Raw genomic sequence first — 11,571 nt, forward strand, 5'->3', positions numbered from 1 at the left:
AGCCGCAAGCCGAGCATGACCTGAACCACCACGAGGGCCAGGCCATGCACGGCTGCTCACGCCGGCACCTGGTGAGTGGACAACGCGGGCGCCATCACCGGCACCGACGGCACCATGCTGGTGGTCACCCGCGCGACCTGCTCCTGCGGGCGGTGGCTGAGGCGGACGTGGAGCGGCTGGTGCTCAACCTGCATAGGGGACCTCTGCGGACCGCGGTCTGACAGGACACCGTGTTGTCGGGAGATGCCAAGAAGTGGCAGCTGTTTGGCCTGGTGAGTGAGCAGTCGCCTGCCGCACGCTGACCCTCCCAGGATCTAGGAGGTCGAAGATGTCGGACATCGTCGTGGCGGGGGCCGGTCCCGCCGGTCTGGTCGCCGCCCTGCTACTCGCCGCCGACGGGCACCGGGTCACTGTGCTCGACCGGGACCGGGACGGCCCGGGCAACATCCATCGGGCGTGGGAGCTGTGGCAGCGGCCGGGCGTGAGCCAGTTCCGCCTGCCGCACCGGCTGGTGGCGGCGGGCTGGCGGCTACTGCGGGACGAGCTGCCGGAGGTGGCCGCCGAGCTGGAGCGCGCGGGCGCCATCGTGCACAACTCTCTCGCCGGTTCCTGTCGGGAGGGTGCGCTGGGCACGGCGCGGGAGGGCGACGAGCGGTTCGAGACGATCGCCGCCCGCCGTCCTGTCCTGGAGGCGGCGCTGGCTCTGGTGGCCGGGCGAGCGCCGGGCGTCACCGTCCGCCGGGGCGTCACCGTGGCCGGGCTGCTGGTCGACGCTCCCGTGAAAGGCGGGCGGCCGCGCGTGCGCGGGGTGCGTACCGGCGAGGGTGAGGCCATCCGCGCCGACCTGGTGTTGGACGCGACCGGGCGGAGGAGGGAACTCGCCGGGATGCTCGGCGAGCCGGACGCCAGAGAGCCGGACGCCGCAGAGCCAGACGCCACCGGGACAGGCACCGCCCGGGGATACGCGGGTTCGGGGTTCGCCTACTACTCCAGGCATTTCGCCGGCCCCATGCCCGCGCCGCCGATCCGGCCGTTGGAGCATCACGACAACCTGTCCACCCTGGTGCTGCCGGGTGACGTGGGGACTTGGTCGGTGACGCTGGCCGTATCGCGAGATGACGTGGAGCTGCGGGAACTCCGGCATGCCGGAGTCTGGCAGAGGGCCGCGTCGATGTTCCCGAACGTGGAGCAGTGGGCCGCGGGCATCCCGATCAGCGACGTCCTGCGAGCGTCTGAAGGGGCGATCGATCCTAGCCGGCTCGTGGCTGGCGGGCGGCCGGTGGTGCACGGGCTCCTGCCCTTAGGAGACGCCTGGGCAGTCACTAATCCGCTGTTCGGGCTGGGTATGTCCATGGCGTTCACGCACGCGAGCCTGCTGCGCGACGCGGTACGCGCTGAAGGCCTGGACGCCCTGGAAAAGCTGACGCTGCGGTTCGACGAGGTGAGCCAGGGCGTGCTCGCGCCCGTGTGCGAACGGCTCGGCCGCTGGGACCGGCATCGGCTCGCCGAGCTCGACGGTGAGCGTCGCGGCCGGCCGTACGAGAGTGGCGATGCCGAGTGGCTGCTGAGCAAGGCGCTGGATGCGGCCACGCTCCTGGACAGCGACGTGCTCCGTGGTGTCGCCGACGTCGCTCACCTCCTCGCCACACCGCAGGAGGCGATCGAGGCGACCGGCCTGGACACGAAGGCGCTCACGCTCGCCGGGGATTCTCCACGCTTCGTGGCACAGGGACCGGCGCGTGGCCGCCTGCTGGCGGCGATTCACAGCGCCCGTCCCTAGCGCTCCTCGCGCGGGGCCTCCGGATCAACCCTCTGCGCCGGTACAACCAGCCGGCGAGTAGCTTCGCACGGGTCGCGCCGCGCTCGGGGAAGCGGAGGGCGCCGCCGCCGAACGTGGCGATGCGCTCGCAGCGGCTCGGTACGTTCAGACCTCCTCGGGGGTGGCACACGTCCAGGCGATGTCCGCCACGGCGCGCAGCAGGTCACCGTCGAGGAGCTTGGCCGTGTCCTGTGCCTTGGCGACGGCCCAGCTCGGGTCGTCGCTGACGTAGGGCAGGCCGCGCCGCACGCCTTCCAGCTCCGCCAGCCGGTGCTCGTCCCAGGTCTATAGCCGCCCACGCGTCCCCCACGTTGACCACGCCGGTGGCCACCGGCTGCCCCTCGCGAAAGGGTTCGCGGCGCCTGCTCCCCGATCCGGACATGACCGGCACGCCCGCGTCCACCACCAGATCGGCGCGGAAGACCTGCCGCCTGCGGTGACCACGGCGTTGACGTGCGGCCGGCCTGGTGCCCTCGAGTCGCTTGTCACCAACCCCGACGCTGTGACGCCCCGGTTGACCGTGATACCACGGGTGCGGGCGGCGACGGCGGCCGGCGCCATCTCCAGCACCGGACGGCGGGCCCCGAGCAAGTCCAACCGCTCTTCACCGGGCAGCCGGCCGCCCACGGCCGGGATCGCCCAGGCGCCGGCGATCGGGCTGTGCGTCGCGGCTCCGGCACTCTCCAACTCGAAAAGGACCCCGGGCAACTTGGCTCATTGCTCCCCGCTGAGCAGGGCGTACGGACTCCAGCACTCAGACGTCAGTAGCGGACGATGTCTCACGATCGCCCTGGACGATTCTCACTTCCTAGGTCGGTCGATGGCAGGTTCTACTCTCTTGCGGGAGTGAGGTCAGCGGTCCAACCACACCGCGCTCCACCTGGCCGATCCCAGCCGCGCCCTGGCGAGTGCGCGTCACGACGCTGCCGCACCAATGGGCGGGAATCGGCCAGAAAGTGGTCTGTGGAACGGACAGTACCCACGCCTAGATTCGGCCCTCGCCCGCCAACTCCGGATGCAGCAATGCGATCAGGTCAGCTGACCCACATGGCTGGGCGAACGCTCGTCCTGCCACGTTGTTACTAGGAGAACGTCATGAAGTCTGCCCTGCCCATCAGTGCCGTGATCGCGGCTCTGGCCGCCACCGCTGTCGCCGCGCCCGCGGCCGCTTCCGCCAATGCCCCGGCCGGCGCCGCCGCAGGGACGTCAGCCGCCGCCCCGCCCGCCAGCACCTTGAACCTCAGCAACCGCCGGACCAACCTGCAATTGGAGGTCGGCGACGTCGGTGCCAGCGGCAAGGGCAGGGTCTTCAGCAGGTTCGCCCGCGGAGGCGGTGACACCGAACAGCAGTGGAACTTCATCAACGGCGGCAAGCTGGTGAGCAGGAAGCTCGTTCGAGGGCAAACCGTGTGCCTGGAGACCGACAGCGGCAATCGACTGTTCGTCGCCCGGTGCGTGGGCGGCAAGCAGACCCAGAAGTGGGCGTTCAAACTGGCGCTCAACGCTCCGGGCGCCTTCAAGGACGCCTTCGTCATCCAGAACTTCGCGACGAAGAAGTGCGTGACCAGCGCCGAGGCGAATGCACGGCGCAACGCCGCGGTAGGAGTCGGCTCGTGCAAGAGCGGCAACCCGCTCCAGCAGTGGTTCGCCGCACCGCTCGCGGGCGACTAGTGTCCCGCGCGGCGGTCTAGGTCCATACGACTGCATACCAGGCGCCTGGAGGCGCCGTTGACCTTGGAGCGGTGTCGGCATGCTCAGCGAGACCGACCAGAAGTTCATCGATGAGCTCCAGACCGGTTCGGCGAAAGGCAGCGGTCTGCTCCTGCTGACGACACAGCGGGGGCTGGACGGGCGTACCCGCACCGTTGCGCTCACCTACCTGCCGGACGGGCCCGGGCGACCGTGTTGGACGGTCAGGACCGGAACGCATGTTCGCCCGCGCGGTGAAAGCCGGTCCGGGCTGGGCCGCGCGCCAGGCGAAGGCGGGCAGGCCCTTGCCCGTGATCGCCCTGAGCGGCATGGGCACTCCTGGGCATGAGCACCGTCCGCGCCGGAGTGGACAAAAGTCGGTAGCCGAATGGCCTGGGAAACGAACAGTCCGTTGAGGTCGTCTAGGCCCAGACGACGAAGGAGCCATACGTGATGGAGACCGAGGCGAAGACCCTCACCCCCACCGAGTCGACCAACCGCAGGACCGTCGCCGAGATCTACTCGGCGCTGGCCACCGGCAACATGGAGGCGTTCGAGGAGCGCCTGGCGCCCAACGTGAAGTGGACGGTGATCGCCGGTGCCGGGAGCGGCGGCACTTTCTACGGCAGGCACAAGATCGTCGGCATGGCCCTCGCACCGATTGCCGCGGACTGGGCCGACTTCGAGGTGACCCCCTTCGAGCTCACTCCGGCTGGCGACAAGCTTTTCGTCGTGGGCGAGTACCGCGGGGTGCACCGAGCGAGCGGGAAGGTGGGAGCGGCCAGGTTCGTCCATGTCTGGCACCTGAGGGATGGGATGGCGCAACGATTCGAGACTGTCTACGACAGCCTGTCCATGTGGCGGGCGACACAGTAGCCCCGACCCGCCAAGCCATGACATTTCCCGGCCTCTCCCGCTTCAGGCGTGATGCCCCTACGACGGCTGCTCAGATGCCATCGACGGTGACGACTACAGAGTCTGGCCGTCAGTGGTTCCGTTGATTCCGGGTGCCGGCCGAGCTACATGACATTGACGGCCCGTGTGAATGCCCGGCCGTGATGCGAGGCCCGCTCCCTGAACCGTCGTGCCGGGCAAAATGAGCGCCTCGTGGACATGGACCGGCCTGGGAATCGAGCAACGATCCACCCGAGGCTGATCCGGCACGATGCCTGACCAGGGGAGAATTCACACATGCTTGCCAAGCCTTCCGCTCCGCAGGAGCGCAGCGCCGCCGCCCGCGCCCGGCTGCTGGCCGCTGCCGACGAACTCTTCTACGCCGAGGGCATCCATGCGGTAGGCATCGACCGCGTCATCCAGCACGCCGGCGTCGCCAAGGCCACCCTCTACAACACCTTCGGCAGTAAGGAAGAACTGGTGCGCGCCTACCTGCGGGCCCGCCACGCCGCCACGCGGGAGCACATGAGCCGCGAGCTCGAACGGCGCTACCGCACGCCACGGGAGCGCCTTACCGGGGTCTTCGAAGTTCAGGGCCTGTCCTTCGCCGCCCCGGGCTTCCGCGGCCCCGCCTTCGTCACCGCCGGCGCCAACACGCCACCCGGCGGGGCTGTCGATGAGGTGTCCTCCGAGTACCGCGCCTGGCTGCACTCGCTCTTCCACGATCTCGCCGACCAAGCCGGGGCCAACGACCCCCAGGGATTGGCCCGCCAACTCGTCCTGCTGTACGACGGCGCGGGCATCAGTGCCTGGCTGGATCACGACCCGAGCGCCGAAGCCACCGCCCGTACCGTTGCTCAAGCGCTGGTCGATATCGCGATACCCGAGCCCATAGCCGTGTCTTCGTGATGGCTTTGGTCACTTCTGGGGCGCGGCGTCCTTATTGGCCTTGACTCTCTCGCATGCCTCCCGCACCAGCCGCTTGGAAATCGCGAACGGCTTGTGCATCGACAGATGAGCCGGTCCGCAGGTCGCGCCCCCGCGGCAGGCTGGCGCACCGACGAGTGCGGCGAGCTGCTGACCTCGTTGCTGGCGATCGTCTCCCCCTACGACCTCACCGCCCGCTATGCCCTCCGCGGGCAGGTCCCCCGTTGGAAGGGCTTCGTTGTACACGTCACCGAGACGTGCACACACGATCGCGCCAACGTGATCACAGACGTGACCACCACCCTGGCCATCACGAACGACACCCAGGCCCTGCCCGGCATCCACACGCGGCTCTCCCGCTGCGGCTTACTGCCCGCCGAGCACCTGGTCGATGGCGGCTACACCTCCCTGGTCCACCTGGAGCAAGCCGCCCGGGAACACCAGGTGACGGTCACCGGCCCGCTGCCGGGCAATCCCACCCGCCAGCACCGCAGGAACGAAGGCTTCAGCCGGGACGACTTCCCCATCGACTTCGACCGCCGCCAGGTGACATGCCCCCAGGACCAGATCAGCGCGGGCTGGCATGGCCCCTACCCGACATCCTCGCCCACCGCGGCCCCACTGATCGTGGCACGGTTCACCAGGCTCACTTACATCATGTGCTTACGGCCATCACCGTGAACATCGAGCATCTCGGCGGCATGCCATCAGCCGACGACGCACCCCCTCCCGGCCGCCTGCCGCTGACCTCGAGGCTTCATCCAAGATTCCCGGCAGAGTCAGGCTTAGAAGCACCATGGCCACGACCCCGGAAACATTTCCGTCCTCCAGGATGTCGTGCCGAGGATATGAAGTGGTCAGTAAACGGCCTGAGATTCGGACATCGCACTACCCGAAGATGGGGGCGCAACGCGCACCGAACGTTCGTTCTCACGCCGAAAGGTCTGTCAACAATGTCTACTCACGCCAGGATGCGTCGGAGTGCTCCGACGCAACGCGCCCTGTTCGGGACCGCGGCCGCCGCGGTCCTGACACTGGGCCTGTTCTCCCCGCCTGCCTTCGCAACAACGGCGGGCACGTCCGGTGCCACCGCTGGGGAGTCCAAGACGGCGGCCCTCCTGTTCAATATTCAGAACTACCAGACCAAGCAGTGCGTCCACCTCTATGGCGAGGTCATGGGGGCAAACTGCCACTTCAACTCCACCTACATGCTCTTCCAGCACGGCAGCGCAAACAGCATCCGCCACTACGGAATGGAGGACACACATTACCCAATCCACTACTGCCTGGACGCGAACGGCGACGGCGACGAGCAGCCGGTGAAGATCAACCCGTGCAACGGGGGCAACTACCAGAAGTGGACCCGCTACAGCGACGGCCACGTGAAGAACTGGGCCACCAAAAAGTGTCTGGACATCAAGAGCGAGAGTCCCTTCATCGTGTACGCCCGCAAGTGCATGCCCGACAACCAGTGGCAGAAGTGGGCGTTCAAGTAACGTCTTGAGGTCATGGTTGGATCTGCGCTGGTAGTGGCTTGGGCTTGATGGCGTAGCGGCGGCGTCGCGCAAAGTGGTGGCCAGCCGCTAGGAGCCGGTGAGGACGATGCCGTCGGCGCAGATCACGGTGATCTGTGTGTCGATGATCCGCACTTTGACCGTGCCGATGTCCGGCTTCAGTAGGTGCAGCAGCCGCTTGGCGTAGTTGGTCTCGCCCGTGGCGGTGGGCCCGAATACGGCGCCGATCACCGCGCGGGTGCCGGTCTCCACCAGGGTCATCAGCTCCAGTTGGAGCTAGCCGCCATGGGCCCGCTGATCGAGCCAGGCCCGGTTCCGGCCGGTATCGGGAACCTTCAGTGAGCTGCAACCGTCGAAGGGAACCGTCCGATAGCGGCCGAACCGAACCCTGGGCGTCACTGACTGCGCCGGCGGGCCGCTCAAAAACCCCGAACAGCGCCCGCTCAAAAACCTCGAACAGCGCTCGCATCGGCGCACTGCCCACCCAGCGGCGCAGGTCGCGTAACGCCTTCGTGGTCGGTGAAGCAACAGCGGCCAGCCTGGCCGGGGCACTGGTCATCTTGTCCCAGACGAGCCGGTAGCCGACCTCTGGGAACAGGCGCATCGCGAATTGGCAGGAATAACCCCCGGCCCGCGAGGCAAGCTCCCGGAGCCGGTGCTGCACCCGCCCTGTCCCCGCCAGCACCGCATCCACCAGCTCGAACGGCACCACCCGGGCGAGCTCTCCCAGATGGCCCGGCGCGAACACTCCCGCACCACCGGGAAATGGCAAACTGATCCCCCATCGGGACTCCAGTCTTCGGATGACCTTCGCCGATATCGGCTCTCCAGGAGCCCCGTTGCATCTCTCAGCCGATTGACAGATCCGAAAAGCCTTAGCTGCCCGGCCTTGAGGCAGGGCCCCTGAACTGGTCGTCCGTTGTGCGGAGCCGAAAATCACCTCCCCGGAAACCGCGCCCGCTGTAAGTCGACGCCCAAGTTCACCGCCGTCTCGATCGCACACTCAAAACCGAGACTGATGACGAGTGACGTGACCCGGTCAGAGCGGCCGCGCTCAGGTGTTCGGACAGTTAGTGAACAGCTTTCGGATTGGTGGACGAATAGTTCCCTCTCCCAGACTCTGGCTGCTCAGAAACGTTTCTCCGAAGACTTGAGGAGCTATCAGTGTTCAGACCAATTGCCAAGGCGGCGAGTTGCGCCATGGCCGCGGTCGCCCTCGCCGGGATCACCGCCGTGGTGACCGCAACCCCGGCACTCGCAGACGGCACCGCCTGTAAGAGCGGAACGCTGAAGTCCGTACGCTCGGACGCCATCAACGCCGAGGGGTGGAGTGCCGAGGCGCGGGTGAAGGTCTGCATCCAGACCAGCAATAAAACCAGAAGAGCCCTCGTTTCCAGCTGGATCACCTGGGTGGACACGGACCCCGTCTGCAGCATCAGGTTGCAGTATCTCGGGCCGCGTGGCTGGAGCGACGACGGAGACCCGGTGCACTGGTACGACAACCGTTACAAGTACCCGCACCCGATGGGCGGGGTAATCGGCAACTACACCGGCCGCGTCAAACTGTGGTGCAAAGGCGAGCGAGCCTACCTGGACTCACCCAGCCGGCATCTGACCTGGTAGTGACACGCCCGCCACCGGCAAGGAGGCGTGGGAGTACTGGGGGCGACCGGAGTAAGGGACCGCAGTGATCACGCGTGTGCCTTCCCGGCCGACGTTGGTGCGTCGGCCGGGAAGGCACACCCCCTTTCCGGCCGCACGACTCGCGTTTCCTGGCAAGGCCGTGGAAGGGACGTCATCTACGCGAACCAAAGAATCAGTGCACAAGAGTGAGGAGCGTCATGCCAATCCCCACGACCGGGGACACCCAGCCGAACCCGTTCACCGCCGTCGCCGACGGAGAGCGGCACGCGATCTACGCGGAGCTCACCAGCAAGGGGCCCGTCCATCGCGTGACCCTGCCGACCGGCCGGCAGGGCTGGATGGTCACCAGCCACGCCGAGGCCAGGGCGCTGCTGTCGGACCCGCGGCTGGTCAAGGGCGGCTGGCAGACCGGCGTGTACGCGAGCAGATTAGCCGAGGACAAGGCCCGAGCCATCCACACCAGCATGCTTCACAGCGACCCGCCGGACCACACGAGGCTGCGCAAGCTCATCACCTCGGTGTTCACCCGGCGGAGGGTCGAGATGCTCGCCCCCAGAATCCAGCAGATGACCGGCGATCTGCTCGACGCGCTCGGCGACCAGGACGTGGCGGACCTCGTCCCCGCCCTCGCGGTCCCGCTGCCGATCAACGTCATCTGCGAGCTGATCGGCATCCCCATGGAGGCCAGACCCGACTTCCGGAGCTGGACCCCGCTGATCGTGTCGCCGGACATCCACGGCTTCGAGGAATACCAGCGGGCCGCGCTGTCGATGCTCGCGTACACCCGCGGCCTGATCGAGGACAAGCGGCGCGAGCCGCGCAACGACCTGCTCTCGGACCTGCTCGCCGCCCGCGATGGCGAGCACAGGCTCTCCGAGGACGAACTGGCCTCGATGGTCTACCTCCTGGTCATCGCGGGGCATGAGACGACCGCTCACCTGATCGCCAACGGCGTACGCGCGCTGCTCACCCATCCCGGCCAGCTCGCCCTGGTCCGTGAGCGGCCCGAGCTGCTCGAACCGGCGATCGAGGAGATGCTGCGCTACGACGGCCCGCTGCAGAACACGCTGCCGTACTGGACCGCCGAGCCCGTCGAGGTCGGCGGTGTCATGATCCCCGCCGGCGAACTCGTGATCGTGGCCCTGATCGCGGCCAATCGCGACTCCGCGCATTTCCCGGGCGGCGACGTGCTCGACATCACCCGCGAGGCGCCCGCGCACACCGCGTTCGGGCATGGCCTGCACTATTGCGTCGGCGCTCCACTCGCGCGCACCGAAGCGCGCGTCGCCCTTGGCATGCTCCTCGACCGCTACCCCGCCCTGCGCCTGGCCGTTCCCCCCGGCACCCTCACCAGGACCGCGTCACTGCTGATCAACGGCCTGGACGCCCTCCCGGTGCACCTTCGATAAGACCCTTCTGACAGCGTGGGAGCGCCGCCGGTCGGTCTGGGCGCCCAGTTGGCGGCGTTGGCCAAGGCGGCGAGTGCTGAGGATGCTCCCGCGGCGGCTTCGGCCCAAGTGCCCTGGCCGCTGCCGCCGGCACTGGACCACGGCAAAGCCCGCCCCCGAGCGTGCGGGAGCGGGCCGTGCGGATGCCGGGTCAGTGCGAGCCCAGGGTGACAATATCGGCGGCCATGGTGCGCTTGGAGTAGACATCGGGGCCGGTTTCGGCGGGCTTGTCGCTGGCGCCGTAACCTCGTAGGTCAGGAACGATCACGGTGTGATCGGCTGCGACGTGCCGCCACATCAGGTGCGTCTCGGGGAAGCCGTGCAGCGGCACGATGGGGCTGCCCGAGCCGCCGATGGCCACGTTCAGGGACACGGCGTCGGCGACGCGCTGGTAGCCGAAACCGCGAATGACAGGCGTCATGATTACCCCCTTTCAAGGAAGTGAACGGAGATGTGCCCAAGTCGGTAAGGTCCGTCATGCAGGGCCCATAACCGCTACCGGACCATGGCGCTCGGCTCGTGCAGTACGCCCGTGGCCTCTCAGCGGGCGGCGCGGCGGATGAGGTCGGTGACCGCCGCGGGTTCGGAGACCGAGACCGCGTGAGAGGCGCCCTTGACGGTGACGGTGCGGGCTTTGGCGCGCTCGGCCATCCACAGCTGGGCCTTGGGCGGGATGTTGTAGTCCTGGCCGGCGATCAGCGCGAAGGAGCGGATGTCCTTCCATGCGGCCTTGGTGGCCTTCTCCTCCAGGGCGAGGGTGGAGACCGGCCGCTGGGTGGCTGCCATGATCGTGGCAGTGGTGGCGGGTACGTCGGCCGCGAACTGCTTGCGGAACCTGTCCTGCTTGATGGTCAGTTCGGTGCCGGTTCCGCCGCCGGGCAGCGGATAGGAGGAGGTGCTCAGGGTCTCGCCCAGGGTGCTGCCGGGGAACTTGCCGGCCAGCTCACCGGCGCTCTCGCCGGCGTCGGGGATGAAGGCGGCGATGTAGACCAGCGCCTTGACGTCCGGGTCCCCGACGGCGGCCTCGGTGATGACCGAGCCACCGTAGGAGTGGCCCACCAGGACCACGGGCCCGTCCACGGTGCCCAGGACGCTGCGCACGTATGCGGCGTCGTCGCCCAGACCGCGCAGCGGGTTGGCCGCCGCAACGACGGGGTAGCCCTCACGGTGCAGGCGCCGGATGACGTCGGACCAGCTGGAGGCGTCGGCGAAGGCGCCGTGGACGAGCACAATGGTCGGTTTGGCCTTGCCCGTCTCGTCGTTCTGGGATGTGGCGGCGCTGCTGCTGGTCACGGTGGTGGCCAGCAGCGAGCCGGCCACGGCCGGAGCCAAGGCCACGGCGGCGAGGGTCCGAACGACCGAGCGGGTGCGAGAAGAGCTGGACATAGCGGTTTCCTTAAGGTTGTTGCCGGCAGATGGCGGTCCTGCGGGGAATACGTGCTCCCCGCCATGGCCACCAAGGGCGTGTTGACCCGGTATGCCCCGTCATGGGAGGAAGGGCGACGCTCCGCATCGGCGACGAGCGCCGTGAGGGCTTGGATGACGGCTCCGCGGGTCGCCCGTCCGAGGGCGACCCGCCGAGCCGGCCGATGTTGCCGACTCTCCCGGTGGCTGAAGTACTGCTCGGCTTGCGGCG

General features: G+C 68.1%; 13 protein-coding genes and 2 pseudogenes. 10 read left to right on the top strand and 5 right to left on the bottom strand.

The features are described from left to right. The coding region (locus ACIBI9_RS67295) for a hypothetical protein (RefSeq protein ID WP_397239494.1) at positions 1–221 on the top strand (221 nt) is incomplete at its 5' end. A gap of 107 nt (positions 222–328) precedes the next feature. Next, positions 329–1,780, top strand: coding sequence for an NAD(P)/FAD-dependent oxidoreductase (locus tag ACIBI9_RS67300; RefSeq protein ID WP_397239496.1), 1,452 nt, complete (start codon positions 329–331; stop codon positions 1,778–1,780). A 144-nt stretch (positions 1,781–1,924) separates the two neighbouring features. Here ACIBI9_RS67300 and ACIBI9_RS67305 read toward each other — a convergent pair whose 3' ends face one another. Next, positions 1,925–2,068 carry a hypothetical protein gene (locus tag ACIBI9_RS67305; protein WP_397239498.1) on the bottom strand — a complete coding sequence of 48 codons (144 nt, stop codon included), beginning with the start codon at positions 2,066–2,068 and terminating at the stop codon, positions 1,925–1,927. A gap of 846 nt (positions 2,069–2,914) precedes the next feature. Between ACIBI9_RS67305 and ACIBI9_RS67310 the strand changes: the two genes are divergently transcribed. From ACIBI9_RS67310 to ACIBI9_RS67335, 6 genes are all read left to right on the top strand, one after another. Next, the gene (locus tag ACIBI9_RS67310; RefSeq protein ID WP_397239500.1) at positions 2,915–3,490 is read left to right on the top strand and encodes a ricin-type beta-trefoil lectin domain protein; all 576 of its coding nucleotides are present in this window, start codon (positions 2,915–2,917) and stop codon (positions 3,488–3,490) included. Between the two features lie 79 nt (positions 3,491–3,569). Beyond that, positions 3,570–3,857, top strand: coding sequence for a hypothetical protein (locus ACIBI9_RS67315; RefSeq protein WP_397239502.1), 288 nt, complete (start codon positions 3,570–3,572; stop codon positions 3,855–3,857). A 104-nt stretch (positions 3,858–3,961) separates the two neighbouring features. Then, positions 3,962–4,384: a nuclear transport factor 2 family protein gene (locus ACIBI9_RS67320; RefSeq protein ID WP_397239516.1), complete on the top strand. Its 423-nt coding sequence runs from the start codon at positions 3,962–3,964 to the stop codon at positions 4,382–4,384. Between the two features lie 315 nt (positions 4,385–4,699). Further along, entirely contained in the window at positions 4,700–5,311 is a 612-nt protein-coding gene (locus tag ACIBI9_RS67325) for a TetR/AcrR family transcriptional regulator (RefSeq protein ID WP_397239504.1), read from the top strand. A 105-nt stretch (positions 5,312–5,416) separates the two neighbouring features. Continuing rightward, the gene (locus tag ACIBI9_RS67330; RefSeq protein WP_397239506.1) at positions 5,417–6,010 is read left to right on the top strand and encodes a hypothetical protein; all 594 of its coding nucleotides are present in this window, start codon (positions 5,417–5,419) and stop codon (positions 6,008–6,010) included. A gap of 290 nt (positions 6,011–6,300) precedes the next feature. After that, the gene (locus tag ACIBI9_RS67335; RefSeq protein WP_397239508.1) at positions 6,301–6,825 is read left to right on the top strand and encodes an RICIN domain-containing protein; all 525 of its coding nucleotides are present in this window, start codon (positions 6,301–6,303) and stop codon (positions 6,823–6,825) included. An 87-nt stretch (positions 6,826–6,912) separates the two neighbouring features. Here the strand turns inward: ACIBI9_RS67335 and ACIBI9_RS67340 are convergent, their stop codons facing one another. After that, positions 6,913–7,104 (bottom strand): hypothetical protein, encoded by a 192-nt coding sequence (locus tag ACIBI9_RS67340; RefSeq protein WP_397239518.1) that lies wholly within the window; start codon positions 7,102–7,104, stop codon positions 6,913–6,915. A gap of 202 nt (positions 7,105–7,306) precedes the next feature. Next, positions 7,307–7,846, bottom strand: a pseudogene (locus ACIBI9_RS67345) (transposase domain-containing protein); the annotation flags it as partial. Between the two features lie 161 nt (positions 7,847–8,007). On the opposite strand from ACIBI9_RS67345, the gene ACIBI9_RS67350 reads away from it, so the two are divergent. Beyond that, positions 8,008–8,466: a hypothetical protein gene (locus ACIBI9_RS67350; protein ID WP_397239510.1), complete on the top strand. Its 459-nt coding sequence runs from the start codon at positions 8,008–8,010 to the stop codon at positions 8,464–8,466. 218 nt (positions 8,467–8,684) lie between these two features. Next, entirely contained in the window at positions 8,685–9,896 is a 1,212-nt protein-coding gene (locus tag ACIBI9_RS67355) for a cytochrome P450 (protein ID WP_397239512.1), read from the top strand. Positions 9,897–10,098: 202 nt separating this feature from the next. Here the strand turns inward: ACIBI9_RS67355 and ACIBI9_RS67360 are convergent. Beyond that, positions 10,099–10,356: pseudogene (locus tag ACIBI9_RS67360) on the bottom strand (alpha/beta fold hydrolase); the annotation flags it as partial. Between the two features lie 119 nt (positions 10,357–10,475). Beyond that, complete coding sequence (locus tag ACIBI9_RS67365) at positions 10,476–11,321, bottom strand: alpha/beta fold hydrolase (RefSeq protein WP_397239514.1); 846 nt, start codon at positions 11,319–11,321, stop codon at positions 10,476–10,478. Positions 11,322–11,571 lie beyond the last annotated feature (250 nt).

The sequence above is a fragment of the Nonomuraea sp. NPDC050451 genome (assembly GCF_044458585.1).

Coding starts and splice junctions, on each gene's coding strand:
- ACIBI9_RS67330 (WP_397239506.1), top strand. CDS start 5,417: ATGAGCCGGTCCGCAGGTCGCGCCCCCGCGGCAGGCTGGCGCACCGAC.
- ACIBI9_RS67315 (WP_397239502.1), top strand. CDS start 3,570: ATGCTCAGCGAGACCGACCAGAAGTTCATCGATGAGCTCCAGACCGGT.
- ACIBI9_RS67365 (WP_397239514.1), bottom strand. CDS start 11,321: ATGTCCAGCTCTTCTCGCACCCGCTCGGTCGTTCGGACCCTCGCCGCC.
- ACIBI9_RS67355 (WP_397239512.1), top strand. CDS start 8,685: ATGCCAATCCCCACGACCGGGGACACCCAGCCGAACCCGTTCACCGCC.
- ACIBI9_RS67340 (WP_397239518.1), bottom strand. CDS start 7,104: ATGACCCTGGTGGAGACCGGCACCCGCGCGGTGATCGGCGCCGTATTC.
- ACIBI9_RS67310 (WP_397239500.1), top strand. CDS start 2,915: ATGAAGTCTGCCCTGCCCATCAGTGCCGTGATCGCGGCTCTGGCCGCC.
- ACIBI9_RS67300 (WP_397239496.1), top strand. CDS start 329: ATGTCGGACATCGTCGTGGCGGGGGCCGGTCCCGCCGGTCTGGTCGCC.
- ACIBI9_RS67335 (WP_397239508.1), top strand. CDS start 6,301: ATGCGTCGGAGTGCTCCGACGCAACGCGCCCTGTTCGGGACCGCGGCC.
- ACIBI9_RS67325 (WP_397239504.1), top strand. CDS start 4,700: ATGCTTGCCAAGCCTTCCGCTCCGCAGGAGCGCAGCGCCGCCGCCCGC.
- ACIBI9_RS67320 (WP_397239516.1), top strand. CDS start 3,962: ATGGAGACCGAGGCGAAGACCCTCACCCCCACCGAGTCGACCAACCGC.